Annotated in this window: 25 protein-coding genes; 11 read left to right on the forward strand and 14 right to left on the reverse strand. The window is 63.6% G+C overall.

Annotated features, from left to right (window positions below):
• Positions 1-43: 43 nt before the first annotated feature.
• The 7 genes from LB525_RS20020 to LB525_RS20050 all read left to right on the forward strand — a co-directional run bounded on the left by LB525_RS20020 (position 44) and on the right by LB525_RS20050 (position 6,758).
• Positions 44-739 (forward strand): TetR/AcrR family transcriptional regulator, encoded by a 696-nt coding sequence (locus tag LB525_RS20020; RefSeq protein WP_224532084.1) that lies wholly within the window; start codon positions 44-46, stop codon positions 737-739.
• A 350-nt stretch (positions 740-1,089) separates the two neighbouring features.
• Positions 1,090-2,406: an ABC transporter substrate-binding protein gene (locus tag LB525_RS20025; RefSeq protein WP_095769194.1), complete on the forward strand. Its 1,317-nt coding sequence runs from the start codon at positions 1,090-1,092 to the stop codon at positions 2,404-2,406.
• A gap of 64 nt (positions 2,407-2,470) precedes the next feature.
• Entirely contained in the window at positions 2,471-3,376 is a 906-nt protein-coding gene (locus LB525_RS20030) for a carbohydrate ABC transporter permease (protein WP_095769195.1), read from the forward strand.
• Between the two features lies 1 nt (position 3,377).
• Positions 3,378-4,334 (forward strand): carbohydrate ABC transporter permease, encoded by a 957-nt coding sequence (locus tag LB525_RS20035; protein ID WP_095769196.1) that lies wholly within the window; start codon positions 3,378-3,380, stop codon positions 4,332-4,334.
• Positions 4,331-4,552 (forward strand): hypothetical protein, encoded by a 222-nt coding sequence (locus LB525_RS20040; RefSeq protein WP_095769197.1) that lies wholly within the window; start codon positions 4,331-4,333, stop codon positions 4,550-4,552. Before LB525_RS20035 ends, LB525_RS20040 begins: the two co-directional genes overlap by 4 nt.
• The gene (locus tag LB525_RS20045) at positions 4,549-5,655 is read left to right on the forward strand and encodes an ABC transporter ATP-binding protein (protein WP_224546184.1); all 1,107 of its coding nucleotides are present in this window, start codon (positions 4,549-4,551) and stop codon (positions 5,653-5,655) included. Before LB525_RS20040 ends, LB525_RS20045 begins: the two co-directional genes overlap by 4 nt.
• Positions 5,655-6,758: an ABC transporter ATP-binding protein gene (locus LB525_RS20050; RefSeq protein ID WP_224546186.1), complete on the forward strand. Its 1,104-nt coding sequence runs from the start codon at positions 5,655-5,657 to the stop codon at positions 6,756-6,758. The genes LB525_RS20045 and LB525_RS20050 overlap by 1 nt, the downstream gene beginning before the upstream one ends.
• A 138-nt stretch (positions 6,759-6,896) precedes the next feature.
• Here the strand turns inward: LB525_RS20050 and LB525_RS20055 are convergent, their stop codons facing one another.
• Complete coding sequence (locus LB525_RS20055; protein ID WP_224546189.1) at positions 6,897-7,244, reverse strand: GFA family protein; 348 nt, start codon at positions 7,242-7,244, stop codon at positions 6,897-6,899.
• Between the two features lie 119 nt (positions 7,245-7,363).
• On the opposite strand from LB525_RS20055, the gene LB525_RS20060 reads away from it, so the two are divergent.
• On the forward strand, positions 7,364-8,659 hold the full coding sequence (locus LB525_RS20060) for an amidase (RefSeq protein ID WP_224546191.1): 1,296 nt from the start codon (positions 7,364-7,366) through the stop codon (positions 8,657-8,659).
• An 80-nt stretch (positions 8,660-8,739) separates the two neighbouring features.
• Here LB525_RS20060 and LB525_RS20065 read toward each other — a convergent pair whose 3' ends face one another.
• The 4 genes from LB525_RS20065 to LB525_RS20080 form a co-directional block, all read right to left on the reverse strand.
• Entirely contained in the window at positions 8,740-9,720 is a 981-nt protein-coding gene (locus tag LB525_RS20065; RefSeq protein WP_224546193.1) for a hydroxyacid dehydrogenase, read from the reverse strand.
• 180 nt (positions 9,721-9,900) lie between these two features.
• The gene (locus LB525_RS20070; RefSeq protein WP_095769202.1) at positions 9,901-10,617 is read right to left on the reverse strand and encodes a FadR/GntR family transcriptional regulator; all 717 of its coding nucleotides are present in this window, start codon (positions 10,615-10,617) and stop codon (positions 9,901-9,903) included.
• 2 nt (positions 10,618-10,619) lie between these two features.
• Positions 10,620-11,789 carry a mandelate racemase/muconate lactonizing enzyme family protein gene (locus LB525_RS20075; RefSeq protein ID WP_140845158.1) on the reverse strand — a complete coding sequence of 390 codons (1,170 nt, stop codon included), beginning with the start codon at positions 11,787-11,789 and terminating at the stop codon, positions 10,620-10,622.
• Positions 11,790-11,835: 46 nt separating this feature from the next.
• A complete protein-coding gene (locus tag LB525_RS20080; protein ID WP_224546195.1) occupies positions 11,836-12,723 on the reverse strand; it encodes a sugar phosphate isomerase/epimerase family protein in 888 nt (295 codons plus the stop codon).
• A 401-nt stretch (positions 12,724-13,124) separates the two neighbouring features.
• On the opposite strand from LB525_RS20080, the gene LB525_RS20085 reads away from it, so the two are divergent.
• The 3 genes from LB525_RS20085 (at position 13,125) to LB525_RS20095 (ending at position 16,586) form a co-directional block, all read left to right on the forward strand.
• Positions 13,125-14,180 carry a sugar phosphate isomerase/epimerase family protein gene (locus tag LB525_RS20085; RefSeq protein WP_095769299.1) on the forward strand — a complete coding sequence of 352 codons (1,056 nt, stop codon included), beginning with the start codon at positions 13,125-13,127 and terminating at the stop codon, positions 14,178-14,180.
• Between the two features lie 144 nt (positions 14,181-14,324).
• The gene (locus LB525_RS20090; RefSeq protein ID WP_224532078.1) at positions 14,325-15,512 is read left to right on the forward strand and encodes a Gfo/Idh/MocA family protein; all 1,188 of its coding nucleotides are present in this window, start codon (positions 14,325-14,327) and stop codon (positions 15,510-15,512) included.
• Between the two features lie 222 nt (positions 15,513-15,734).
• Entirely contained in the window at positions 15,735-16,586 is an 852-nt protein-coding gene (locus tag LB525_RS20095; RefSeq protein ID WP_224546197.1) for a sugar phosphate isomerase/epimerase family protein, read from the forward strand.
• 295 nt (positions 16,587-16,881) lie between these two features.
• On the opposite strand, the gene phnE (LB525_RS20100) is transcribed toward LB525_RS20095, so the two are convergent.
• From phnE (LB525_RS20100) to LB525_RS20140, 9 genes are all read right to left on the reverse strand, one after another.
• Positions 16,882-18,249: a phosphonate ABC transporter, permease protein PhnE gene (gene phnE / locus LB525_RS20100; RefSeq protein ID WP_224546199.1), complete on the reverse strand. Its 1,368-nt coding sequence runs from the start codon at positions 18,247-18,249 to the stop codon at positions 16,882-16,884.
• A gap of 1 nt (position 18,250) precedes the next feature.
• Entirely contained in the window at positions 18,251-19,204 is a 954-nt protein-coding gene (phnE, locus tag LB525_RS20105) for a phosphonate ABC transporter, permease protein PhnE (protein WP_224546201.1), read from the reverse strand.
• Between the two features lie 56 nt (positions 19,205-19,260).
• Positions 19,261-20,169, reverse strand: a complete 909-nt coding sequence (gene phnD, locus LB525_RS20110) for a phosphonate ABC transporter substrate-binding protein (RefSeq protein ID WP_224546203.1) — start codon at positions 20,167-20,169, stop codon at positions 19,261-19,263.
• A gap of 141 nt (positions 20,170-20,310) precedes the next feature.
• On the reverse strand, positions 20,311-21,168 hold the full coding sequence (gene phnC, locus LB525_RS20115) for a phosphonate ABC transporter ATP-binding protein (RefSeq protein WP_224546213.1): 858 nt from the start codon (positions 21,166-21,168) through the stop codon (positions 20,311-20,313).
• 116 nt (positions 21,169-21,284) lie between these two features.
• Positions 21,285-21,989, reverse strand: coding sequence for a DUF1868 domain-containing protein (locus LB525_RS20120; RefSeq protein ID WP_263492833.1), 705 nt, complete (start codon positions 21,987-21,989; stop codon positions 21,285-21,287).
• Between the two features lie 521 nt (positions 21,990-22,510).
• On the reverse strand, positions 22,511-23,122 hold the full coding sequence (locus LB525_RS20125; RefSeq protein ID WP_224532073.1) for a DapH/DapD/GlmU-related protein: 612 nt from the start codon (positions 23,120-23,122) through the stop codon (positions 22,511-22,513).
• Entirely contained in the window at positions 23,119-23,826 is a 708-nt protein-coding gene (gene phnL, locus LB525_RS20130) for a phosphonate C-P lyase system protein PhnL (RefSeq protein ID WP_224532072.1), read from the reverse strand. Before phnL ends, LB525_RS20125 begins: the two co-directional genes overlap by 4 nt.
• Positions 23,827-23,828: 2 nt before the next feature.
• On the reverse strand, positions 23,829-24,605 hold the full coding sequence (gene phnK, locus LB525_RS20135; protein WP_042640728.1) for a phosphonate C-P lyase system protein PhnK: 777 nt from the start codon (positions 24,603-24,605) through the stop codon (positions 23,829-23,831).
• On the reverse strand, positions 24,602-25,501 hold the full coding sequence (locus LB525_RS20140) for an alpha-D-ribose 1-methylphosphonate 5-phosphate C-P-lyase PhnJ (RefSeq protein WP_224532071.1): 900 nt from the start codon (positions 25,499-25,501) through the stop codon (positions 24,602-24,604). The genes phnK and LB525_RS20140 overlap by 4 nt, the downstream gene beginning before the upstream one ends.
• Between the last annotated feature and the right edge of the window lie 3 nt (positions 25,502-25,504).

Here is a 25,504-nt window from a genome sequence, read left to right on the forward strand (position 1 = left end):
ATTGCGCCATTGCAAATTTTTGAGACGCGCGTATCGTATTGATATGGATGTCTCACGTCAACAAGCCGCCTCCATCGATGACGCCGCACAGGCGCCGGCCGCCGAGAAGGGGCCGCGCGCCCGCACAAAGCGGCTGATGCTGGAAACGGCGACGAGGCTGATGCAATCAGGCATGACCCCTTCGGTCAGCGAGGTCGCGGAGGCGGCAGAGGTGTCGCGCGCCACCGCCTACCGGTATTTCCCGAGCCAGGCGGCGCTGGTGCAGGCCGTGGTCGATGAAGGGCTCGGCCCTATCCTTACCTGGAAGTCGACGTCCGACGATGCCGAGCGGCGCGTGGCAGATCTGTTCGCGACCGCGATGCCGCGCATCGAAGCCTTCGAGGCGACCTTCAAAGCGGCGCTGAAACTGTCCCTCGACCAATGGGCGCGGCGCCAGGCGGGCACGCTCGGGTCCGAGCCGGCCTTCATTCGCGGTCATCGCGTCGACCTGTTGAAGGATGCGATCGCGCCGCTCAAGGGACGCCTGAAGCCGCGCCAGCTCACGCGCCTTGCCCAGGCGCTGTCGCTGATGTTCGGCGTCGAGGTGGTCACGGTGCTGAAGGACATCTGGGGACTGAACAGCGCCGAGATGATGTCGGTCGCGCAGTGGGCGGCAGGCGCGCTGGTGCGCGCCGCAATGGCGGAATCGGAGGCGAAATCGGCAGGAATGGCTGCGGCGCCTGGGGCGACGATCGGATAAATCTGGTTCGACCAGATTGTGGGGACGATTTTGAATGTTAAATGGGGTGAGCTGGCCCTCACAAGGGATCGGCGTATCAAGGAGTAGGAAAAACAAGGGAAAACAGGCAGATGCCATAATGGTGGGCTCGTTCGTCTGCGCCTAGCCTCCCAAGAAAGCGCTTGACGTCAAGCGGGAATTGGTAATACCAGATTTAGGACCGATAAAGCGGATCAAAGTGAAGGCTGCGATCCATTTCCGACAGGGTGGAAGGCCTGGACCGGAGAGGTGCCATCACAGGAGGAACTACCAAGGCCGGCTTCGCCGCCGGCTCGCATGAGACGGTAGAATGCGCACAAGGGAGGAAAACTATGCGCAAGATTATGACCAGCGTGATTGCTGGTATTGGGCTGGCGCTTGCCTGCGGGACATCCGTCCGCGCGCAGGATAAAGAACTCACCATCTTCTGGGCGGAATGGGACCCGGCGAACTATCTGCAGGAACTCGTCAACGACTACACGGCCGAAACCGGCGTGAAGGTCACCGTTCAGACGACGCCGTGGCCCGACTTCCAGACCAAGGCCTTCACCGAGTTCAACGCGCATGGCGATGCCTACGACATGGTCGTCGGCGACTCGCAATGGCTGGGCGCCGGTTCGACGCAAGGCCACTATGTCGACCTGACCGACTTCTTCAACCAGCACAAGCTTGGCGACGTGATGGCGCCCGCGACCATCAAGTATTACGCCGAGTATCCGGGCGGTTCCGGCAAATACTGGGCGATCCCGCTGGAAGGCGACGCGATCGGCTGGTCCTATCGCAAGGACTGGTTCGAGGACCCGAAGGAGAAGGAAGCCTTCAAGGCCAAATACGGCTACGACCTCGCGGTGCCGACGACCTATGCGCAGCTGCGCGACATCGCCGAGTTCTTCCACCGTCCGGACCAGAAGCGGTACGGCGTGGCCATCTACACCGACAATTCCTATGACGCGATGGCGATGGGCGTCGAAAGCGCCATCTTCAGCTATGGCGGCGATCTCGGCGACTACGCGACCTACAAGGTCGACGGCATCACCAACTCCAAGGAAGCCGCCGCCGGCCTCGACATGTACAAGCAACTCTACAAGTTCACGCCTCCGGGCTGGGGCAAGACCTTCTTCGTGGAAGACAACCAGGCGATCACCGGCGGCCTGGCAGCGATGAGCATGAACTTCTTCGCCTTCTTCCCGCCGCTGGTGAACAAGGCCACCAACCCCTATGCCGACGTCACCGGCTTCTTCGCCAATCCGGCCGGCCCGGACGGCAAGCGCTTCGCCGCGCTCGGCGGCCAGGGCATCTCGGTCGTCTCGTATTCGAAGAACAAGGACGAGGCGATGAAGTTCCTCGAGTGGTTCATCAAGGACGAGACCCAGAAGAAGTGGGCCGAGCTCGGCGGCTACACCTGCAGCCAGGCCGTGCTGAAGTCCGAAGCCTTCCAGAACGCGACGCCCTACAACAAGGCGTTCTATGACACGATGTTCATGGTCAAGGACTTCTGGGCAACGCCTGAATACGCCGAAGTGCTCGATCAGCTGAATCAGAACATCTATCCGTTCGTGGTCGGCGGCAAGGGCACCGCCCAGGAGGCGCTCGACAAGACGGCCGCCGACTGGAAGGCGACCTTCACCAAATACAATCGTTACAAGTAAGTATCGCAGTCAGAATGCCGGAGGAGGTTTCCCCCTCCGGCATTCCTGTTTTCAGGAGACAAAGTTGGCTTCGGTAGCCCTTACCAATCTTGATCCAGCGTCCAGGGCCGCCGCTCGCGGCTGGTCCGATCTGACCATCCGCAACCTGTTCATCATCCCGACGCTGGTTTTTCTGATCGTCTTCAACATTTTCCCGCTGATCTATTCGCTCGGCTACTCCTTCACGAACTTCGCCGCGAACCGCAGCGAACCCTGGCAGTTCGTCGGCTTGCAGAACTATCGTGAGCTGCTGAGCGACGATCATATCTGGTCGAACTTCGTCATCACCGCCAAATACGTGATCGTTTCGGTGGCTGGGCAGATGATCGTCGGCTTCGGCCTTGCGCTTCTGCTCAACCGCAGCTTTCCGATGAAGGGCCTGATCACCACGCTGCTGCTCTTGCCGATGATGATGTCGGCGGCGGTCGTCGGCCTGTTCTGGCAATTGCTCTACAGCCCGTCCTGGGGACCGATCAACTATGTCTTCGGCCTTGGCGACTTCGCCTGGCTGTCCAATCCCGACAGCGCGCTCTACGCGGTCGCGATCACCGATATCTGGATGTGGTCGCCTTTCGTCATGCTGCTGTCGCTCGCCGGTCTCTCGGCCGTGCCGCAGCATCTCTACGAGGCGGCCGCGATCGACCGCGCCGGGTGGTGGTACACCTTCACTCGCATCACCTTGCCGCTGGTCTCGCCGATCCTTCTGATCGCGCTGATCTTCCGCACCATGGAAGCCTTCAAGACCTTCGACATTGCCTACACCATGACCACCCAGCCGACCGCCGAGCTGATCGCGATCCGGCTCTACAAGCAGGCCTTCCAGCAGTGGGATACGGGCAAGTCCTGCGCGCTGGCCTACATCGTGCTGATCATGGTGCTGGCGATCACCAACCTCTACGTGAAGTATCTCAACAAGGTGAAGGAGCGCTGACATGGCCGCCGTCCGCACTTCTTCCGAGGTCGCCTTCAACCGCATCGCCATCGCCGCGGTGCTGATCGCGACGCTGATCTTCCTGGCACCGATCTACTGGATCGCCTCGACGGCCTTCAAGCCGAAGGAGCTCGCCGTCAGCGTCCCGCCCACCGTGCTGTTCGAGCCTGAGGTGACGCCGTTCGTGCGGCTCTTCACCAAGCGCGTGCAGATGCAGAAGCCCGTCGATCCGCAAGTCTACGATGCCGCGCCCTGGTGGGAAAAACGCATCTATGACGGCGGTGAGCGGGTTCTCAAGGTCGGCAAGGACGTGCAGCTTTCGCAATATCCCGACCGGTTCATGAACAGCCTGATCGTGGCTGTGATCAGCACGGTGCTGGCTGTGGGCATGGGAACCTTTACCGCCTATGGCTTCTCACGCTTCAAGATCGCGGGCGAGGCGGACCTGCTCTTCTTCATCCTGTCGACCCGTATGCTGCCGCCGGTGGTGGTCGCAATCCCAATGTTCCTGATGTACCGGATGGTCGGCCTCAACGATTCGCATATCGGCCTGATCATCCTCTACGTCGCCTTCAACCTTTCCTTCTCAGTCTGGCTGATGAAGGGCTTCATGGACGAGATCCCGAAGGAGTATGAGGAGGCGGCACTCGTCGACGGCTACACGCGCATGCAGGCCTTCTTCAAGATCGTGCTGCCGGAGGCGGCGACCGGCATCGCGGCGACTGCCGTGTTCTGCTTCATCACTGCCTGGAACGAATACGCCTTTGCGCTGATCATGACCAACCGGCGTGCCCAGACGGCGCCACCCTTCATCCCCTCGCAGATCGGCTCCGGCCTGCCGGACTGGACGACGATCGCGGCGGGTACCTTCCTGTTCCTGTTGCCGGTCGCAATCTTCACCTTCCTGCTGCGCAACCATCTGCTTCGCGGCGTGACGTTCGGAGCAATCCGCAAATGAGTTTTCGCTCCACCAACGAGAAGTACCTGCTGCCGGCCTCGCAAATCCTCATGGTGCTGGGCATCGTAGCGCTCTGCCAACCATGGAGCCTCGGCCTGCATTCATACGGTGTGACGATCATCCTGATCGGGCTGATCGGCTTCAACATCACGTCCAAGATCGCACCGGAGCAGAGCGAGGAAACCGGCGCCGCGACGCATGAGGGAGCCCGCCAGTGACGCAGATCGAACTTCGCGGCATCGAGAAATTCTTCGGTGCCGTCCAGGTCATCCATAATCTGAACCTGGCCATCGCCGACAACGAGTTCATCGTGCTGCTCGGCCAGTCGGGCTGCGGCAAGACCACGACGCTGCGCGCCGTGGCAGGGCTGGAGACGGTCGACCAGGGCGACATCCTGATCGACGGTAAGCCGGTGCAGCACCTCAAGGCGGCGGACCGCGACATCGCCATGGTGTTCCAGTCCTTCTCGCTCTACCCGCACATGACGGTGTTCGAGAACGTCGCCTTTCCGCTGCGTGCAATGCGCATGAGCAGCGGCGAAGTCGACAAGTCCGTGCGCGAGGTCGCCCGGGTCCTGCGCATCACCGATCTGCTCGACAAGAGGCCGTCGGCGCTCTCGGGCGGCGACATGCAGCGCGTGGCCATCGGTCGTGCGCTGGTGCGGCGCCCGAAGGCGATGCTGATGGACGAGCCGATAGGCGCGCTCGACGCCAAGCTGCGCGAGGAGATGCGCGCCGAGATCAAGCGCCTGCACGTCAAGCAGGGGTCGACCACGATCTATGTCACGCACGACCAGATCGAGGCGATGAGCCTCGCCGACCGCATCGTCATCATGCATGAAGGCTTCATCCAGCAGGTCGGAACGCCGGATGAGGTCTATTCGCATCCGGCAAACCTGTTCGTGGCGCAGTTCGTCGGCAGCCCGGTGATGAACATCGCCGAGGTCAATGTCGCGGATCAGGCGGGCACTGCCTCCGTAACCGTCGGCGATGCGCCGGCTGGCTTCGAGTTCCCGCGCCAGCTCCTGTCCAAGCTCAACGGTCATGCAGCCAATGGCGGCCTGACGCTCGGCATCCGCCCGGAGGGCGTACTCGTGCGGCACGATGCGGCGCCCGGCTACATGCCAGTCGAGGCGAGCATCATCGAGCCGCTCGGGTCCTTCGATATTGTCGATCTCAGGCTCGGCTCCACGATGCTGCGCGCCCGCACCAAGGCGGGCTACGTCTCGGGCCCCGGTGAGAAAGTCCATGTCCGCATCGATCCCGAGCAGGCGCACTTTTTCGACACGGCAAGCGGCAAGTCGCTGGGAGTAAGGCTGTAATGGCCCATATCGAACTGAAGAACATCACCAAGAAATACGGCAGCCACACCGCGCTGACGGGTCTGAACCTCGACATAGCCGACGGCGAGTTCTTCGTGCTGCTTGGCGAGACCGGCGCCGGCAAGACGACGACGCTACGCCTGATCGCCGGACTGGATAAGCCGACCGAGGGGCAGGTTCTCATCGACGGCGTCGACGTCGCCGACTGGGGCGCGGCCGAGCGCGACGTCGCGCTGGTGCTGCAGCAATATTCGCTTTATCCGCGCTACACTGTGCGGCAGAACCTCGAATTTCCGCTGAAGCCGAAGATCCGCCGGCTGCCGGATGCCGAGATCAAGGACCGTGTCGCGCGCGCCGCCCGCACGCTCAGGATCGAACATCTGCTCGACCGCAAGACCGACCGGCTTTCCGGCGGCGAGATGCAGCGCGTCTCGATCGGCCGCGCCATCGTGCGCAAGCCGCGCGTGTTCCTGATGGACGAGCCGCTCTCGGCGCTCGACGCCAAGCTGCGCGAAGCGCTGCGCACGGAGTTGAAGAACCTTCAGATGCAACTCGGCGCCACGTTCCTGTTCGTCACGCACGACCAGATCGAGGCCATGTCGATGGGCGACAAGGTCGGCGTGCTCAACCATGGCCGCATCGTGCAGACGGGCACGCCGCATGAGATCTACAACAATCCGCGCGACACCTATGTCGCGAGCTTCGTCGGCTCGCCGCCGATGAACCTCATCGACGGCAGGCTGGTCGACGACCGCGCGGTGATGGCGCCGGTGAATTTCGAACTGCCGCTCACAATTGGCGCCAAGAGCTTTGGCGGGGGCAGGACGAGCGGCGCGGCCGACGGTCGCCCGCTCGTCTTCGGCATCCGTCCGGAGGACGTCTATCTGGAGAGCGGGGCTCCGGTCGAGGCACGCGTGCACGATGTCGAGAACCATGGCGTGGAAAAGATCCTGACGCTCAGGGTCGGCGACACGATGCTGCGGGCCACGGTGCCGGCCAGGACCGACGTGGCTATCGAAGAGCCGGTGCGCTTTGCCTGGAACCCCGACAAGGTGGTGATGTTCGATAAAGGCAGCGGCGTGAGCCTGCGGCACGCCGGATAGAAGTCTTAGCCTGCTGACTTGCTCGCGGCGCTGTGGCCTTCCTGATGGGGCCCAACCGGCCGCCGAATAGGCCAGCCCGCTCGCCCTCGCGAGTATCGGCCCCGGCGGCTCTTAGGAGCGTCGGGCCGTTAATTGGCTTCAAGCCGAGCGGCCGTCGAACTCGAACACCTCGATTGCGGTGATATCAACATCGTCGAGGCAGTTGATGTTGATATAGGCGGACCGTTCGTTGCCCTGGCCGACGTCCTCAGCAAAGGGGTGCATGCCGCATGTGCGGCAGAAGCGGTGCGCGATTTGAGCCTTGCCGAAGGTGTAGCGGCCGAGGTCGTCGCCCCAGGCGACCAGATTGAGCTTCTCATGCGGCACGGCCCACAAAAGCGCGCCCTTGCGCCGGCAGATCGAGCAGTTGCAGCGCACCGCGCCGCCGATCTCCCCCTCGACCTCGAACGCCACCTTGCCGCAGTGGCAGCTGCCTTTGTACAGCATCAGCATCTTTCCATCGCTGGCAGGGTGCAAAGGCACACTTGCCGGGTTATCTCTTCGCCGGCCAAGACCAGGCCGCACGCTTAAAAGACGTTGCAATTTTGCAAGGCCCGACATCGAAAATGCAATCCATCCGCGACCGTCTCGAAATCATCCTGTCACGTCTTGCCAATCGTGCGGCCGACGAGAAGGTCTTTACGAAGCTCTATGCCGGGGCCGCGCGGGCAGCCGCCGATGCGTCCGATGCCCGCCGCAAGGCCGGCGTCAGCCTTGGGCCGCTCGACGGGCGCATCGTTTCAATCAAGGATCTGTTCGACGTCGCCGGGGAGCCGACAGCGGCCGGATCGCTGATCCGCGCCAGCGCCGAACCGGCGGCGCGGGACGCAGCGATCGTGCAAAGGCTGCGCCAGGCGGGCGCGGTCATCCTCGGCAAGACCAACATGACCGAGTTCGCCTTCACCGCGATCGGCGACAATCCGCATTACGGCACACCGGGCAACACTGCCGATCTCGGCCTGATCCCGGGCGGCTCGTCATCTGGAGCCGGCGTTGCGATCGGCGAGGGCACAAGCGACATCTCGATCGGTTCGGACACCGGCGGCTCGGTGCGCATCCCCGCCTCGCTCAACGGCGTTGTCGGCTTCAAGCCGACGGCGCGGCGCGTGCCTTTGACGGGAGCCTTTCCGCTGTCGATGACGCTGGATTCCATCGGTCCGCTTGCCCGCAGCGTCGCCGATTGCGCGATCGCCGATGCGATCATGGCGGGACAGGAGCCCGCCGGTCCTCAGCCGGGCTCGCTCGCCGGCCTCCGCGTCGGCATTCCACGCGGCGTCTTGTTCGGCGAAACGCAGGCGAAGGTCGCCGAAGCTTTCGAGGCCTGCATCGACAGGATCGGACGAGCCGGCGCCCGCGCCGCCGATTTGTCCATCGACGATCTTATCGCCGAGATGCGCGCAGCAACCAGGCGCGGGACGATCGCGTCCATGGAAGGCGCGGAGGTGCATGCCGATTGGCTGGCGGGCGGCGCCTCTGTGCCGGTCGATCCGCATGTCACCGGGCCATTGGCGCGCGCGCTGGCTGTCCCTGCCTCGGCCTACATCCGGACGATCTGCCGGCGCGCCGAGCTTGTGGCGGCCATGGCGCAACGGCTGGAGACGGTCGATGTTCTGGCATTGCCGACCGTGCCGATGGTCGCGCCGTCCATCTCCGCCATGGCCGGCGACGAAGCTCTGCGCGACAAGACGGAAGGACTGCTCTTGCGCAACACGCAGGTCGCCAACCAGTTCGACCTTTGCGCGATCTCGCTGCCGATGCCCGGCACGAACCTGCCGGCCGGATTGATGCTGGTGGGCAAGCATGGGCATGACAGTCATCTGCTGCGCATTGCCGCCGCGGTCGAGGCTTTGCTTGGCCGGTGACTGCGCAGGCCATCAGGATGCAAGTCCGGAAAGGCTGGCCCGCATCTCAGGTCTACACCGTCGCGATGCTCGCCGCGGAACTATTCGCCGACCGGAAAACGCCGGCGATAGTGCTCGATAACTTCCGGATTGCGCAGATTGACGGGCAGCTTGCCGGCGAGCACCAGCAAGGCCTCGCCAGCGGCGCCGACACCCATGCGCATCATCGATTCCTCGGTGATGCCGGCCATATGCGGGGTGACGATGACGTTGTCGAAGCCGAAATAGGGATGGTTCGGCGGCAGCGGTTGGGTCGCAAAAACGTCGAGCGCAGCGCCGCCGATGCGGCCGGCACGCAGGGCTTCGATCAGCGCCTCGTCATCCACCACCGGGCCGCGCGAGACATTGATCAGCAGCGTGTTGGGTTTCATGCGGGCAATGCGCTCGCGACTTATGAGGCCGCGCGTTTCCTGCGTCAGCGGGCAGCATAGCACGATGATGTCGCTCTGCTCGACCAGCGCATCGATCGACAGGAAGCCGACACGCTCGGGCGCGGGGCGCAGGCTGCGCGTGGTCGCCACGACATTAAGGTCGAAGCCGTGCGCGGCGATGTGGCCGACAGCCTGGCCGACCGCGCCGAGGCCGAGGATGCCGATGGTCTTGCCGGCCAGCTCGCTGGTCGAGTTGGCGTGCTCGCGGCCGGCAAGCCAGCCCTTGGCGCGCAGGTCGCGGTCCATCACGCGGAAGCGCCGCAGCAGCGCAAGGGCGGTGAACATCACATGCTCGGCGACCGAGCGGGCGTTGACGGCGGGCACGTTCGCCACTAGCACGCCGGCGGCGGTCGCGGCCTCGACCGGGATCATGTCCAGTCCGGCGCCGTGGCGGATCGCGGCGCGCAGGCTCGAAGCACCCGCAAACAGCTCCGGCGGCAGCGGCGCGCGCACTATGACGATGTCGGCGTCGCGGGCCTCAGCGGTCAGCGTCTTGGGATCGAGCGCGGAAGCGATCGCAAGCCGCCCGGCGCCGGCCAGCATCGCCGTGGCGCGTGGGTGCAGCGGATGCGTCGACAGGATCTTGCGCATGGGGTTCCATTTCCGCATTTGTGCGATGCCAAGCTAAACGTCTGGCTGCAAAATGCTCAAGCGCATTTCGCCGTTTCACGGAAACGGAGAACTGCCCTGTTTCTGCGGGTTGACGCAGTTTCGGACGGAAGGCTACGGCGAAGGTGCCGAACCTGACGGTCCACACCTTCCTGGAATTGCTTAAGCCTTTTCGAGCGCCGCGCTTTTCGGCTCCATTCCGCGGCCTTCGATGATCCCCTTCCAGTAGCTCTCGGCGCCCTGCAAATGGGCATTCATGAGGGCCTGGGCGAGGTTGCCGTCGCGGCGCAACAGCGCTTCGTAGATCTGGATATGCTCGGCATGCGAACGCACGGAGCGTTCGGGATCGTTGAAATAGATCGGCAGGCGCTGCTCGCCCATCAGGTAATAGACGCTGCAGATGTTGTGGAAGACGCTGTTCTTGGTCGCGCGCACGATCTCGAGGTGAAACTCGCGGTCTTCCTTGGCGAGGCCTTCGCCGGCGGCGATGCGCTCTTCGGAAGCCTTCAGGATTTCGCGCAGGCGCTCGAAGTTCTCCTCGGTGGCGCGCGAGCAGGCAAGCTCGGCCGCCTTGATCTCGTGGATCTTGCGCAGCTCGACGGTTTCGTAGATCTGCACCGGATCGAGCGGCAGGCCGGCGCGGGCGAACAGCGCCAGCGCTTCCACGCTCGCCTGCTTGGTGTCGATATAGATGCCGGATTTGGCGCGCCGCACGACAATGCGCATGGCCTCGAGGATGGCCAGCGCCTCGCGAATTTGGCCGCGGCTGACGCCGAAATGTTCCGCCAGCTCTCGCTCGGAGGGCGTGCGGCCGGACTCCTTGTCCGAGTTGGAAAAGAGATAGGCGGCGAGTTCCGCGAGAAGGTTCTTTTCTTTCATCGTCAAATACGTTGCGCGTGCGCCTCCAGGAATCGCTCGGAGATGGTGAATCCCAATCCAGGCTTTTCAGGGATCGCTATCATACCGTCCTTCGCCTCGACAGTCTCCTCGACGAGGTCGTGGATCATCGGGTTGGCGCCGAGCGAATATTCAATGGTGAAGCTGGCGGGCGAGGCGGCACACACATGCAGCCCGGCAAAGAAGCAGGGCGCGCCGGCCCATAGATGCGGCGCGAAGCGCAGGTTGAAGGCGCTGGCGATGGTGCCGATCTTCATCGCCTCGCTAATGCCGCCGCAGAAGGCGGGATCCGGCTGGAAGATGTCGGCCGACTTCAGCACAGCCAGATCGCGGAAGGCATAGCGCGTCGCCTCGCTTTCGCCGGTGGCGATCGGCGTCGATCCCGAGGCGCGCACGTCGGCCATGCCCGGCTTATCGTCGGCGGTCACCGGTTCCTCGAACCAGGCAAGGTCGAGATCGGCGGTGAGGTTGATGAAGCGCTTGGCCTCGGCGACGGTATAGGTGCCGTGCGCGTCGACCATCAGATCGACATCCGGCCCGATCGCCTGCCTTGCGGCGCGCACGCGCGCGGCCGAGACATGTGGGGCGCCGTCCATGGCGCCGATGCGCATCTTCAGCGCCTTGAAGCCGCCCTTGGCGATGTAGGATGTCAACTGCTCGCCGATGGTGTCGGCTGAGGCCCAGCCGCCCGAGGCATAGGCCTGCATGCGCTCGACCTTGCGGCCGCCGAGCAGCCGCCAAACCGGCTGCCCCAGCGACTTGCCGAGGATGTCCCAGAGCGCGATGTCGACGGCGCTGATCGCCGCCACACTCATGCCGCGCCGCGCCAGCTGCGGCATGGCATGGCCGGCATGCGCCGCCGTCTCATGCCGCACGCCGTTGTAGAGCATTTCCCAGATGATGCCGATGTCGGCCGGATCGCAACCGATCAGCTGCGGGCCGATCTCGTGGTTGAGCATATGGACGAGCGCGCCATAGCTGCCGGCGCTGCCGGCGGCGTTCTTGCCCTCGCCCCAGCCGACAAGGCCGTCAGCGGTCTCGATGCGCAGAATGGCGGCGTCGAACGTCGTCACCTGACCGAAGTCGCTGCGATGCTGCTTCGCCACTTCGATCGGGATACGAACCCACCAGGCCTGGACGCTTTTGATGCGCATGTTTTCCCTTCGGCCCCTCCGCCCGCCGGGTGGAAGGGACAGGTTTCTACTTGATCAGCGGCAGCAGCGTTTCGGCGGTGATGCGCATCTGGTCGGTGTAGAATTTTTCCGTGAGCACGCTGGAGCCGTGGTCCTGGATGAATTTGAGCTGCTCGGGCGAGATGTCGACCGGATTGCGCTCGACCATCTCCGGATAGGGCGCCGCCGGCGTGCGGTCGACGGGCGCGACGAACTCGTTGGTCAGCGCGCCGTCATAGCCGACTTCCTTCAACGTGCGCACGATCTTCGGCCAGTCGATCTGGCCAAGGCCGGCTGCGAAGCGGTTGTTGTCAGCGACATGGAAATCGAACAGGCGCTTTCCGACCTGACGGATCGCGTCATAGACGTTAAATTCCTCCATGTGGATATGGTAGGCGTCGAGGCAGACGCCGCATTCGGGGCTCACCGCATCGGCGAGCGCCAGCGCCTGAGCGCCGCGGTTGAAGAGGTAGGTCTCGAAGCGGTTGAGCGGCTCGACGGCGATCCTGACGCCGACCTTCTTGGCATGGCTGAAACATTCGCGCGTGGCATCGACCACCCAGCCCCATTCCTCCGCCTCGGTGCCGTCCGGCACGACCTTGCCGACGGTTGCGGGCACCAGCGTGATGATCTCGCCATCGAGCTCGCTGACCATGGTGAGCACGTCCTTGACGTATTGGACGGACCGCTCGCGCTGGCCCTGGTCCCTGGCGGCGAGATTGCGCTCGCCGAGCATCAGAGTCACCGAGCCCCAGCAGCGGATGCCGTGCTCCTTCAGGAGCGCGCGCGTCTCCTTGGTCTTGTACTGCTCGGGCTCGCCGGAAATCTCGATCGATTCGTAGCCGAATTTCTTGATGCGCTTGAGCGTCACCTCCAGCGGTTCCGCCCGCATCCAATTGTGAGTCGAAAGATGCATGGTCTATCCTTCCCAGAATTCGCCTGTCACATTCTACCCCGCGACGCCTCCAGCAGAGGCGGGCGTATGATTCCTCCCCAAGGCGTTGCCAGCATTTTCCTCGAAACTGGTTCGACCAATTGGGCCCTCCATGACCTCTACAGCAAATTTTCATGCACGGCAACAAGTGGGCGGCTGAAGCTCTATCAGCCGAGCAATAGTCTGATTTTACGTGGTAATTCCACTTATCTGTTTGCAAGCTCGGCTCGCCTCCGCGGTTTTCGGCCGCTTGACCGAATTCCGAGATTTGGTAATACCAGAATGGCGCAATGCGTAGACGCCGATAGGGTTGACCAAACAGGCTGGCCCTCATTTCAATAGGCGCTATGCTTGGTCGCGAAAACAAACGAGGGAGGATGCCGATGCCGACGACGATGAAGGGCCCCGGCCTGTTTCTGGCGCAGTTCGCGGGCGACGCCGCGCCGTTCAATTCGCTGGGTTCCATCACCAAATGGGCAGCGGGGCTGGGCTACAAGGGCGTGCAGATCCCGACTTGGGACGCGCGCCTGTTCGACCTCGAGAAGGCGGCGTCGTCGAAGGCCTATTGCGACGAGGTGAAAGGCGTCTGCGCGGATGCAGGCGTCGAGATCACCGAATTGTCGACGCATCTGCAGGGGCAACTGGTCGCGGTGCATCCCGCCTATGACGCGCAGATGGATGGCTTTGCGCCGCCATCGGTGCACAACAATCCCACGGCACGGCAAAAATGGGCTGTCGAGCAGATGAAGTTCGGCGCCAAGGCATCGCGCAATCTCGGGCTGAACGCCTCGGTGTCGTTCACCGGCTCGCTCGCTTTCCCTTACCTTTATCCGTTCCCGCAGCGCCCGGCCGGCCTCATCGAGGAAGCCTTCGGCGAACTCGGCAAGCGCTGGAAGCCGATCCTCGATGTCTATGAGGACAATGGGGTCGATGTCGGCTACGAGATCCATCCTTCAGAGGACGTGTTCGACGGCGCCACCTTCGAGATGTTCCTCGACGCGGTCGGCGGCCACAAGCGCTGCAACATCAACTACGACCCGTCGCATTTCCTGTTGCAGCAGCTCGACTATCTCGAGTTCATCGACATCTATCACGAGCGGATCAAGGCGTTCCACGTCAAGGACGCCGAGTTCAACCCGACCGGGCGGCAAGGCGTCTATTCCGGCTACCAGGGCTGGGTGAACCGTGCAGGGCGCTTCCGCTCGCTGGGCGACGGGCAGGTGGATTTCAGCGGCATCTTCTCCAAGCTCACCCAGTACAATTACGATTCCTGGGCGGTGCTGGAATGGGAATGCTGCCTGAAACATCCCGAGGACGGCGCCGCAGAAGGCGCGCCTTTCATCCAGCACCACATCATCCGGGTGACCGAGAAGGCCTTCGACGATTTCGCCGCCGGCACGACCGATAAAAAGCTGCTGCGGGCGATGATGGGGATTTGACTGCAGCTCCCTTGAGGAGGTTCGGACCGCAGGTCCGGGTGGGTTGAATCCCAAGTCGCAGCGGACTCTTACACCCCACCCCGACGCTGCGCGTCGACCCTCCCTACAAGGGGAAGGGTGAGGAACTAAAGAGAGAGGACAAGAATGGTCGGCGCATCGAAATCGGAAGCGGGAGGCGGCCCGATCCGCTATGGCATGGTCGGCGGCGGGCAGGGCGCCTTCATCGGCGCGGTGCATCGCATCGCTGCGCGCATGGACAACGACTTCGTGCTGGTGGCCGGCGCGCTGTCGTCGGATCCGGCGCGGGCCAAGGCATCGGCCGAAGAACTCGGGCTCGATCCCGCGCGCAGCTACGGCTCCTATGCCGAGATGGCCAAGGCCGAAGCCAAGCGTCCAGACGGCATCGAGGCGGTGGCGATCGTGACGCCGAACAACGTGCATGTGCCGGCGGCGAAAGCCTTTCTAGAGGCGGGCATCCATGTCATCTGCGACAAGCCGCTGGCGACGTCGCTGGCCGAGGCGAAGAAGCTTGCCGCCCTGGTCGAAAAGACCGGCAAGGTGTTCGTGCTGACGCACAATTACACCGCCTATCCGATGATCCGGCAGGCACGCGAGATGGTGGCCAAGGGCATGCTTGGCGATATCCGCATCGTGCAGTCGGAATATCCGCAGGACTGGCTGACCGAGGACCTTGCCGCCACCGGCCAGAAGCAGGCCTCCTGGCGCTCCGACCCCAAGCAGGCCGGCGCCGGCGGCGCGCTCGGCGACATCGGCACGCATGCCTATAACCTGGCTCGCTTCGTCTCGGGACTTGAGCTCGATACGCTGTCAGCCGATCTCGACGCCTTCGTGCCGGGGCGCCAGCTCGACGACAATGTCAACGTGATGCTGCGCTTCAAGCCGGTCGGCAACAAGCATCCGGCCAAGGGCATGATCTGGGCAAGCCAGGTCGCGCCCGGCCACGAGAACGGGCTGAAGCTGCGCATCTACGGCACCAAGGGCGGGCTGGAATGGGTGCAGGCCGACCCGAACTATCTCTGGTACACGCCGTTCGGCCAGCCGAAGCAACTGCTCACCCGCGCCGGAGCTGGTGCAATGCCCGTCGCGGCGCGCGTCAGCCGCGTGCCGTCGGGCCATCCGGAGGGCTATCTCGAAGGTTTTGCCAACATCTACCAGGAAGCGGCCCGCGCCATCCGAGCGGCGCGCAGGAAAGGCGGCAAGCCGGCTAAGGATGTGGTCTTCCCGACGGTCGCGGACGGCGTCGAAGGCATGGCCTTCATCGAGGCTTGCGTGAGGTCTTCGAAGAAGAACGGGGCGTGGACGAAGCTGTAGGGACGGCTGCGTCGTCCAAGCGAGTCCCTCTCACCCGGATTGCCAGCCGAATTGCGAAGGCAATTCGGGCAATCCGACCTCTCCCCGAGGGGAGAGGAGGCGCCGGTGCCGACGACAACCTCTTCTCCCCACCGGGGAGAAGGTGGCCGCGAAGCGGCCGGATGAGGGGGAGTGTGGCCCGCCAACGCAAATGGCTGGCCGCAAGTTGGGGAGGGGGTGTCGATGAAAATCGGCATGTGCATGTTCTTGTGGACCACCAGCGTCTCGAAGAAGCACGAGGCGCTGCTGAAGGACATCAAGGCGACCGGTTTCCACGGCGTCGAGATACCGGTCTTCGCGGGCGCGCCCGACGACTACAAGAAGTTGGGCGAGATGCTCGACCGCATCGGGCTGGAGCGTACCGCGGTCTCGGCCATGGGCGATCCGGCGATGAACCTGATCTCGCCGGATGCGGCGACCCGCAAGGCCGGCATCGACTATATGAAATGGGCGATCGACTGCAGCGCGGCCCTGGGCGCGGATACCCTCAGCGGGCCGTTGCATTCGACGCTCGGCGCCTTTTCCGGCAGCGGCCCGACGACGGCCGAAAAGAAGCGCTCGGTCGCCTCGCAGCGCGCGATCGGCGACCATGCCGGCAAGAGAGGCGTGACCATTGGGTTGGAAGCGCTCAACCGCTTCGAATGCTATCTCGTCAACACCATGGCCGACCTGTCGGAACATGTCGACGCCATCGACCGGCCGCACATCAAGGCGATGTACGACACGTTCCATGCCAATATCGAGGAGGCCGATCCGATCGGCGCTTATACAAAGCATCGCCGGAACGTTGTCCATATCCACATTTCGGAGAATGATCGTGGCGTGCCGGGGCGCGGCAACATCCCGTGGAAGGAGACGTTCTCCGCCATCCGCAAGAGCGGCTATGACGACTGGCTGACCATCGAATCCTTCGGGCGCTCGCTCAAGGACCTGGCGGCGGCGACCAAGGTTTGGCGCGATTTCGCGGAGAGCCCGGAGGCGGTTTATCGCGAGGGGTATCGGCATATCAGCGACGGGTGGAAGAAGGCGGCTTAGGGGCCCTGCGCCTGATCCATTTTCTATTTGCCGTGGCAGCGGTTGCCAGGTGGTTCCCCCACTCCGTCTCGGCTTCGCCGAGCCACCTCTCCCCCCTCCGGAGGGAGAGGAAAGGAAGCCTGGTGGCGCCGGGAGAGGAAAAAAGCCTCGGCCTTCGACGACAGGCGCGGATCGGACAGCTTGGCGCCTTTCCTCTACCCCGTCGATCGGGGGAGAGGTGTCGAGCGAAGCTCGACGGAGTGGGGGTCGACCTTTGGCGCAGGCGAGACGATGCTTGCGCTTCTGCGCCACAAGGTTACCCCTGCGCAGCCTGCAGCCGATTGTAATCATGCAGCGTGCGGCTCAGCCTGCGGCGCAGGAAGTTCGAGATGTTGTCGAAGATGAAGACGACGAGCAGCGTCAGCAGCACCATGTAGAAGACGTTGGCCCAGTTCGAATTGGTGCGCATTGCTTCCCAAAGCTTCAGGCCGATGCCGCCGGCGCCGACGGCGCCGATGATGGTGGCGCCGCGGGTGTTGGATTCCCACTGGTAGAGCGTCTGGCTGATGAAGACCGGCACCACTTCCGGCAGCACGCCGTAGCGCTGCACCAGCAGGCCGTTGGCGCCGGTCGAAAGCACGCCCTCGCGCGGCTTGTCGTCGATGTTCTCCAGCGCCTCGGAATAGGTTTTGCCGAGCGTACCGATTTCGGTGAAGAAGATCGCGGCGCTGCCGGCCAGCGGCCCGGGGCCGAAAGCGCGGGTGAAGAACAGCGCCCAGATCAGCATGTCGACCGAGCGCATGAAATCGAAGAAGCGCTTCAGCACCTGGCTGAGCAACCCGCTCGGCGTGATGTTGCGGGCGGCGAAGAAGGCGAGCGGGAAGGCGACGATGCCGCCGAGCAGCGTGCCCAGAAACGCCATGACGATGGTCTGCAGGAGCTTCGTCCAGACATCGCCATGCTGCCACTGCGCGTTGTTCCAGATGTTGTCGGCGGCCAAAGCGAGGTTCGAGGTGCCTGGCTTGAGCTCTGGCCCGGAGGCGATGAGCGAGATGACCTCGCCGGCCGATTTGCCGAAGAAGGGCGAGCGGGTGTCGAAGACGAAATTTGCCCAGCCGAGGAAGCGCTTGCGCACCTTGACGCGATCGACGGTGACGCGCACCTCGCCGACAAAGCCCATCTTGGCGACGACCTCGTCGTCATGGACGGTCACCCAGTCGGGCACCGGACCTGTAACCACCGGCTTGCCGCCGGTGAGCGATACCGGCACCGTCTGGCCGTTGGCGACGATCGTTGCGCTGATCTTGTCGAAGGTGACGGACTTGTCCCGGCCGTCGATCAGGACGGTGACGGTGCCGTCCGGATTCTTGATCACCCAGTCGGGATCAGGATGCTCGCCGAGCGCCGAGAAGCGCGGATATTTCGGCGTGATCTCGGGCTGGTCGAGCCGGAATTCCGGCTGCAGGTCGTAGCTGATCCATTGCGACAGGAAGAGCGGCAGGCGCTCCCAATGCGATTCGCGCAGCACCTGCGGCAGGCTGAAGAACCACAAGGCGTAGGCGAGATAGAGCACGGTGCCGGCGATCAGCAGCAGCGGCCAGAAACGCTTATAGGCCGGCCGCTGGAATATCTGCGGATGGCGGCCTTCGATGGCGCTCAGTTCGGAGGCGGTCATGGCGGCCATTTCAAGCGCTCATCAGGAAGGCCTGCTCGCCGACGAGCTTGCGGCGCAGCCAGGCGGAGAACTGGTCGACCAGGAAGATGGTGACGAAGAGCAAGAGCACCAGCGCCAGGGTCTTGGCGCCGAAGCCGCGTGAAATGGAAAGCTTCAGCTCCTCGCCGATGCCGCCGCCGCCGACCGCGCCCATGATGGTCGAGATGCGCACGTTGATCTCGATCCTGAGCAGCGTATAGGACATGAAATTGGGCAACACCTGCGGCAGGTCGGCGAAGCGCACGCGCTCGAACCAGTTGGCACCGACAGCACGCAGGCCCTCTTCCGCGCGCATGTCGATATTCTCGTTGATCTCGTAGAACAGCTTGCCCAGCGCGCCGATCGAATGCAGGCCGATGGCGATGATGGCGGCGACCGGGCCGATCGAGACGATGGCTGCGAACAGGCCGGCAATGACGATTTCGGGGAAGGCGCGCAGCAATTCCATGAAGCGCTTGACGATGAGCCGCAGGACCGGGCTCGGCGTCAGGTTGCGCGCGGCGATGAAGGAGAAGGGAACGGCGAAGACGAAGCCGATGAAGGTCGAGACCAGCGCCACGTTCACCGTGGTCAGCATCAGCTCGAAATATTCAGGGATGTAGAAGCCGTCCCAGATGTAGACGCGGCCGAGCGGGAAGTTGAATTCCTGCGTACCCTTGTCGTTGGGCGAGGCGATGTCGAACAGCGCCCGCCAGACATCGTTCCAGTCCTTCGGGACCAGCCAACTCAGGAAATCGAGGATGTGCGGCAGCCGGTCGAAGAAATGGCCGGCATTGGCCTCGTCGGCGAACCACATGGTCGCGCACATGGCGACAAGCAGCAGGCCGACGCCAAGCGCGGTGTAGAAACGGCGCAGCGATGTCTGGCGCCGCCAGGCATCGGCCTGCTGGCGGGTGGCGTCGGAATGGAGTGTCGCTGATGTCATGATCGGGACATGCAAAAAGGGCGGCGTTTCAAACGCCGCCCTTTTTCCTGAGGCCTTTAACCGCCGATGGCGGCTTTGCGGGCTTCGACGATGACGCTGTAGAAGTCAGGCTTCACCGGGACATAGCCGGTGAAATCGCCACCCTCGACACCTTCGAAGCAGGCCTTATCCTTGGCCGGCAGCGCGGTGAAGAAAGCGGTGAGCTTGGCGGTCATCTCGTCGCCGAGCGCGGTGCGGACAACCAGCGGGCCATTCGGGATCAGGCCCGAGCGCCACACTTCGACGAAGTCATTCGGGTCGACGGCGCCCTTGGCAACTTCCTTGTGGAAGGTGCCGGAGGTGTAGCCGTTCTTGAAGTCGCCGATGCCGGAGGAATCGTCCACCGCCACGTCGACCTTGCCGTCGCGCACGGCCAGCACGTTGTTCTCGTGGCCGCCGTTGAACTGGGTCGAGGCGAAGTAGGTTTCGTTGGAAGCGCCGGTGTCCTTCGGAATCTGGGTCAGCGGGATCAGATAGCCGGAGGTCGAATCCGGATCGGCATAGCCGAGCTTCTTGCCCTTGGCCGACTTGATGTCGGTGATGCCGGAAGACTTCAGCGCCAGGCCGATCGAATAATAGCCGGTCGAGCCGTCGGTCTGCTTGGTGGTGAGGATCGGCGTGACCGCCTTCGGGTCCTTGAGATAGACGCTGGCGTAACCGGACGCGCCGAGCTCGGCGAAGTCGAGCGTGCCGCCGAGCAGGCCCTGGATAACGCCGTCATAGTCGGCGGCCGGGAACAGCGACACCTTTTCGAAGCCGAATTCCGACTTCAGGTGATCGGCGAGGCACTGGTAGTTGCGCAGGCGGTCGGTCTCGTTCTCACCGCCGAGGATGCCGACGCGGAATTCCTTGATGTCAGCGGCGTACGCGGCGCTGGCCGCCATGGCGAGTAGCGAAACCGCCCCAAAAACCATCTTCCTGAACATTTTGTCTCTCTCCTGTTGCTCCGGCTGCGCGCCGGCGGCGTTCTGATTTTTCAAGTCTTGCCTTTGACGCTGGCGGGCGATCCGGGTTGCTCTGCTGAAGTCCACGATTTGCCCGCACCGGCTGGGGCCGGGACGGTGGATTCAGTAGCCAGGAAAGGCTGGTTCGAGCGGTCCGGCGGATGCGGTGATCTTCGGCTTGATGGTCACGGCGGTCGACGTGATGGCTTCCGAGATCTCGGCGCCGGTGGCATCGGCGCCATAGACCGTGCGCACGGCATCGCGGTCGAGGTCTTCCGGAGCGCCGTCGAAGACGACCTTGCCGGCGGCCATGCCGATGATACGGGTGCAATAGGCGCGTGCCGTGTCCAGCGTGTGCAGGTTGGTGACGACGGTGATGCCTTCGCGCAGATTGATGTCGCGCAGCGAATCCATCACCACCTTGGCGTTGAGCGGGTCGAGCGAGGCGATCGGCTCGTCTGCCAGAATCACCTTCGGCTGCTGCATCATGGCGCGGGCGATCGCCACGCGCTGCTGCTGGCCGCCCGACAGCGTGCCGGCCGGCTGCAGCGCGGTGCGGGCGATGTCGAGGCGCTCGAGCGCGGCCACGGCCTCGGCGCATTCGATGCGCGTGAACATGCCGAGCAGATTGGAAATCGTCGAGCGATGGTTGAGGCGCCCGAGCAGCACGTTGGTCAGCACGTCGAGGCGCGGCACGAGGTTGAACTGCTGGAAGATCATGGCGCAGTCGCGCTGCCAGCGCCGCAGCGGCGATCCCTGCAGGCTGGAAACCTCCGCGCCCTCAAAAAAAATCGACCCTTGGCTCGGATCGATGAGACGATTGATCATCCGCAAAAGCGTCGACTTGCCGGCGCCGGAACGGCCGATGATGCCGACCATCTGGCCGCGCGGGATCGAGATGTTGATATCGCTGACGGCGGTGTTCTTGCCAAATCGTCGGGTTACGCCGCGGATCTCAAGCGTGGCCGATGATGCTGACATACCAAAACTCCAGTCCGTCGCGCTTTTGCAGGTCTGTTAACCTTCGCTAGCGCAGGCCGATGAAGCTGGGGTGTCGGATTGATGTCAGTTTTGTTACGTCCCACAGGCTTGGAGATTCAACCAAGCACCAGCAATTCCTCGAAATGCTTCATGTCCTTGAAGCTGCAGAAGGCCGGAGGCTTGAGCTCGATCACAGGAGCCTCGCCTTCGAGGAACGACAGGCAGTCATCGAACAGATCCTGCCAGGCTGCGGCTCGCTCGTCGGCTAGACGGCGGATCTGATAGGCGAAGGTGATGTGGAAGACATAAGCGTCGTGGTCCGGATGGCGGTAGCCGAACGGCACCGACAGCGCGTTGCGCCAGGCCTTCAGGACTTGGCGGTCTTCTTCGGTGGCGCCGGCGACGGTCAGGCCGTTTGGCGTAACGCCGATGGTCTTGATACGAAACGGAGGGCAGGCCTCAAAGCCCTCCAGGCGCTGCAGATAGAGGCGGGTCATGTCGTCGATGCTGGTGTCGAGCGGCACGTCGGAGGGCCAGTAGGGGAGCCGGCGCCGGTATTCGATGACGCCCTGGAACAGTGTCATGTGCAGGCTTGAGACCGGCGTGAAGGCGAGGCGGTCCGCGTCCGGCATGGCGCGGATGCGCTCGCGCACCTCGATGATCGCAGCTTGCGAAGGCGAGCCGCCGACGAGGTGACTGACGACCGTGTTGCCGGGCTCGGGGAGGAAGTTGCCCGAGGTATCGTAACGGGTGCCGAGATGCACCGGCGCCGTCGGGTTGGTGCCTTCGAAAAATCCGGCGAGCGAGGGTCTGACGATCATGGCAATCTCCTTTGGGAGAGATGCCTCCTGTCCGAGTCACATATCAGGGATGTGAATGGTGCCTGCACGAGTATCGTGCCGAACAGATGAGTAGGAGCCAGTCTCGCTGAGGACTGGCACAATCCCAAGATAATCAGCATGGCCGTGGAAACGGCGTCTGACCGTCCCCTTCGCCTAACCTGACGTTCCACGGTCCAGAGACCATCGCCAGCCCGCGCAACAGTATGATGGAAACGATCTCTGGCTTACAGGAAGGCTGCTAGCCTGGCTTTCCGGTAAGGTTGGCGAGGAACCATAAGTGGTACTAATCCTGTCGCCGATAATCCCAGGCCTACCACTATCATAATGATTGAGGAGACTACGTCAGACTGGCCCCAGCGACTAATCTCACGCTTCACTGCCAAAATTCCCAGTACCAACAGGGCCATTCCAACGCAAAAAAGTATTAAGACAATAAAGCCCATACCTGCTCTGTGCCGCTGAGTTTTTCTAAACGATACTTTGGCAAAACATCAATGGCGTCAACCGTATTTCTCCAAAAACGCCTCCGCCGACAGCTCGCGGAAATCGTCGAGCGCAGCGCGCAGCCTTGCATGATCCCAATCCCACCAAGCTAAAGCCTGGTAGCGCTCGGCGGTGCGGCGGTCGAAGCGCTCGCGGATCGGCTTCGCCGGCACGCCGCCGACGATTGTGTAGGGCGCGACATCCTTCGACACCACGGCGCCCGCACCGACCGCCGCGCCATCGCCGACGGTGACGCCGGGCAGGATGGTCGAGCCATGGCCGAGCCAGGTGTCGTGGCCGATGGTGACGCGTTTGGCGCGGCGCTCGGCGAAGAACGCGCTTTCATGCTCGGCGTCGTCCCAATAATCGGAGGCGCGGTAGGTGAAGTGGTGCAGCGTCGGACGCCATGTCGGATGGTTGGTGGCGTTGATGCGCACACTTGCCGCGATGTTGGAGAACTTGCCGATGGTCGCGCACCACACGGCGCAGTCCTGCATCATGTAGGAATAGTCGCCGAGCTCGCATTCGGCGACGCGGCTGCGCTCGGCGATCTCGGTCCAGCGGCCGAGCGTCGAGTTTTCGACCTGCGCCGTCGGATGAATCAGCGGCGCCTCCGAAAGCTTCTTCATGCGGCGATCTTTCCGGCGGCAAAGGCCGTGACGTCGATGACGCGGTCGGCGACAGCCTCGCGCACATCGAGGTCGTGGAAAATGCCGAGCAGGGCGACCCCCGCCGCCTTCTTGGCGGCGATGAGCTCGACCACGACATCGCGGTTCTTCGCGTCGAGCGAGGCGGTCGGCTCGTCGAGCAGCAGGATCGGATGCTCGGTGATGAAGCCGCGCGCGATGTTGACGCGCTGCTGCTCGCCGCCGGAGAAGGTCGCGGGCGGCAAGGCCCAGAGCTTTTCCGGCAGGTTGAGCTGCGCCAACAGGGCACGCGCTCTCTCCCGCGCGCTTTCCCTGTCCTCGCCGCGCTCGACCAGCGGCTCGGCGACGACGTCGAGCGCGGAGACACGCGGCACGGTACGCAGGAACTGGCTGACATAGCCGATGGTATGGCGGCGCACGGAAAGCACGGTGCGCGGGCTGGCCGAGGCGAGGTCGATCAACCCGCCCCCGTGCTGAACGATGATCTGGCCTTCATCGACCGCGTAGTTGCCGTAGAGCATCTTCAGGATCGAGCTTTTTCCGGCACCCGACGGACCGCCGAGCACCGCGCATTCGCCGGCGCGGATCGAGAAGGAGACACCCGTCACCACCGGCAGCGTGACGCCGTCGCGCAGATGCATGGTGAAGCTTTTGGCGACATCGGAGACAACGAGAGGAGTGGCCATCATCACACCTGCAGGATGGAAGAAACGAGAAGCTGGGTATAAGGCGCGCGCGGATCGTCGAGCACGCGGTCGGTAAGGCCGCTTTCGACGACGCGGCCGTCTTTCATCACCATCATGCGCTGCGACAGAAGCCGCGCCACGGCGAGGTCGTGGGTGACGACGATCGCCGCCAGCCCGAGATCGGTGACCAGCCCGCGCAATAGATCGAGCAGGCGCGCCTGCACCGAGACGTCGAGACCGCCGGTCGGCTCGTCCATGAACACAAGGCGCGGCCCGGTGACCAGGTTGCGGGCGATCTGCAGGCGCTGGCGCATACCGCCGGAAAAGGCGCGCGGCTCGTCGTCGATGCGGTCCTCGTCGATCTCGACGCGCGACAGCCAGTCGACGGCGGTGGCGCGGATCCTGCCGTAGTGGCGGTCGCCAACCGCCATCAGCCGCTCGCCGACATTGGCACCGGCCGACACCGTCATGCGCAGGCCGTCCGCCGGGTTCTGGTGGACGAAGCCCCAGTCGGTGCGCATCAGGAAGCGGCGCTCGGCCTCGCTCATGCGGTAGAGCTCGCGCCATTGGCCGTCGCGCATGCGGTAGCTGGCCGTGCCGGAGGAGGGCAGCAGGCGGGTCGACAGGCAGTTGAGCAGCGTCGTCTTGCCGGAGCCGGACTCGCCAACCACCGCCAGCACCTCGCCTGGCCACAGATCGAAGGTGACGTTCTCGCAGCCGACGCGCGAGCCGTAAAATTTGGACAGCGCTGAAACGCGCAGCAGCGGTTCGTCGGTCATTCGGCCGGCTCCGTTTTTTCAGAGGCTAGGTGGGTCTCGGGAGCAAGGTGGCCGTGATGGCCGTCGGCTCGCCGCTTCTCGCAGTGGTCGGTATCGGAGCAGACGAACATGTGGCCGCCATGGTCGTCGAGGATGACCTCGTCGAGATAGACATTCCCGGCGCCGCAGAGCGCGCAGGGCTGGTCGAAGGTCTGCACCTCGAAGGGATGGTCCTCGAAGTCGAGGCTGACGACGTCGGTGAAGGGCGGCACCGCATAGATGCGCTTCTCGCGGCCGGCGCCGAACAATTGCAAAGCCGGCGAGCGGTGCATCTTCGGATTGTCGAATTTCGGCGTCGGCGAAGGATCCATCACGTAGCGGCCTTCGACCTTGACCGGATAGGCGTAGGTGGTGGCGATGCGGCCGTGCCTGGCGATGTCCTCATAGAGCTTCACATGCATGAGGCCGTATTCCTCCAGCGCGTGCATCTTGCGCGTCTCGGTCTCGCGCGGCTCGAGGAAGCGCAGCGGCTCGGGGATCGGCACTTGGAAGACTAGCACCTGTCCTGCCGTCAGCGGATGCTCGGGGATGCGGTGCCGGGTCTGGATGATGGTGGCGGTTGCCGTGTCGGTGGTGACAGCGACATTGGCGACTTTCCTGAAGAAAGCGCGGATCGAAACGGCGTTGGTGGTGTCGTCGGCGCCCTGGTCGATGACTTTCAGCACGTCATCCGGACCGATGATCGAGGCGGTGACCTGGACGCCGCCGGTGCCCCAGCCATAAGGCATCGGCATCTCGCGCGAGGCAAAGGGCACCTGATAGCCGGGAATGGCGATGCCCTTCAGGATGGCGCGCCGGATCATCCGCTTGGTCTGCTCATCGAGATAGGCGACGTTGTAGGTGGCGATGTCGGTCATGGC

The sequence above is a fragment of the Mesorhizobium sp. CA16 genome, assembly GCF_020165175.1.
Lineage (GTDB): Bacteria > Pseudomonadota > Alphaproteobacteria > Rhizobiales > Rhizobiaceae > Mesorhizobium.

What these genes read in the sequence shown, in the direction of transcription:
- LB525_RS20020 (WP_224532084.1), top strand. Translation starts at nt 44, where the DNA reads ATGGATGTCTCACGTCAACAAGCCGCCTCCATCGATGACGCCGCACAG.
- LB525_RS20025 (WP_095769194.1), top strand. Translation starts at nt 1,090, where the DNA reads ATGCGCAAGATTATGACCAGCGTGATTGCTGGTATTGGGCTGGCGCTT.
- LB525_RS20035 (WP_095769196.1), top strand. Translation starts at nt 3,378, where the DNA reads ATGGCCGCCGTCCGCACTTCTTCCGAGGTCGCCTTCAACCGCATCGCC.
- LB525_RS20040 (WP_095769197.1), top strand. Translation starts at nt 4,331, where the DNA reads ATGAGTTTTCGCTCCACCAACGAGAAGTACCTGCTGCCGGCCTCGCAA.
- LB525_RS20050 (WP_224546186.1), top strand. Translation starts at nt 5,655, where the DNA reads ATGGCCCATATCGAACTGAAGAACATCACCAAGAAATACGGCAGCCAC.
- LB525_RS20055 (WP_224546189.1), bottom strand. Translation starts at nt 7,244, where the DNA reads ATGCTGTACAAAGGCAGCTGCCACTGCGGCAAGGTGGCGTTCGAGGTC.
- LB525_RS20060 (WP_224546191.1), top strand. Translation starts at nt 7,364, where the DNA reads ATGCAATCCATCCGCGACCGTCTCGAAATCATCCTGTCACGTCTTGCC.
- LB525_RS20065 (WP_224546193.1), bottom strand. Translation starts at nt 9,720, where the DNA reads ATGCGCAAGATCCTGTCGACGCATCCGCTGCACCCACGCGCCACGGCG.
- LB525_RS20070 (WP_095769202.1), bottom strand. Translation starts at nt 10,617, where the DNA reads ATGAAAGAAAAGAACCTTCTCGCGGAACTCGCCGCCTATCTCTTTTCC.
- LB525_RS20075 (WP_140845158.1), bottom strand. Translation starts at nt 11,789, where the DNA reads ATGCGCATCAAAAGCGTCCAGGCCTGGTGGGTTCGTATCCCGATCGAA.
- LB525_RS20080 (WP_224546195.1), bottom strand. Translation starts at nt 12,723, where the DNA reads ATGCATCTTTCGACTCACAATTGGATGCGGGCGGAACCGCTGGAGGTG.
- LB525_RS20085 (WP_095769299.1), top strand. Translation starts at nt 13,125, where the DNA reads ATGCCGACGACGATGAAGGGCCCCGGCCTGTTTCTGGCGCAGTTCGCG.
- LB525_RS20090 (WP_224532078.1), top strand. Translation starts at nt 14,325, where the DNA reads ATGGTCGGCGCATCGAAATCGGAAGCGGGAGGCGGCCCGATCCGCTAT.
- LB525_RS20095 (WP_224546197.1), top strand. Translation starts at nt 15,735, where the DNA reads ATGAAAATCGGCATGTGCATGTTCTTGTGGACCACCAGCGTCTCGAAG.
- phnE (WP_224546199.1), bottom strand. Translation starts at nt 18,249, where the DNA reads ATGGCCGCCATGACCGCCTCCGAACTGAGCGCCATCGAAGGCCGCCAT.
- phnE (WP_224546201.1), bottom strand. Translation starts at nt 19,204, where the DNA reads ATGACATCAGCGACACTCCATTCCGACGCCACCCGCCAGCAGGCCGAT.
- phnD (WP_224546203.1), bottom strand. Translation starts at nt 20,169, where the DNA reads ATGTTCAGGAAGATGGTTTTTGGGGCGGTTTCGCTACTCGCCATGGCG.
- phnC (WP_224546213.1), bottom strand. Translation starts at nt 21,168, where the DNA reads ATGTCAGCATCATCGGCCACGCTTGAGATCCGCGGCGTAACCCGACGA.
- LB525_RS20120 (WP_263492833.1), bottom strand. Translation starts at nt 21,989, where the DNA reads ATGATCGTCAGACCCTCGCTCGCCGGATTTTTCGAAGGCACCAACCCG.
- LB525_RS20125 (WP_224532073.1), bottom strand. Translation starts at nt 23,122, where the DNA reads ATGAAGAAGCTTTCGGAGGCGCCGCTGATTCATCCGACGGCGCAGGTC.
- phnL (WP_224532072.1), bottom strand. Translation starts at nt 23,826, where the DNA reads ATGGCCACTCCTCTCGTTGTCTCCGATGTCGCCAAAAGCTTCACCATG.
- phnK (WP_042640728.1), bottom strand. Translation starts at nt 24,605, where the DNA reads ATGACCGACGAACCGCTGCTGCGCGTTTCAGCGCTGTCCAAATTTTAC.
- LB525_RS20140 (WP_224532071.1), bottom strand. Translation starts at nt 25,501, where the DNA reads ATGACCGACATCGCCACCTACAACGTCGCCTATCTCGATGAGCAGACC.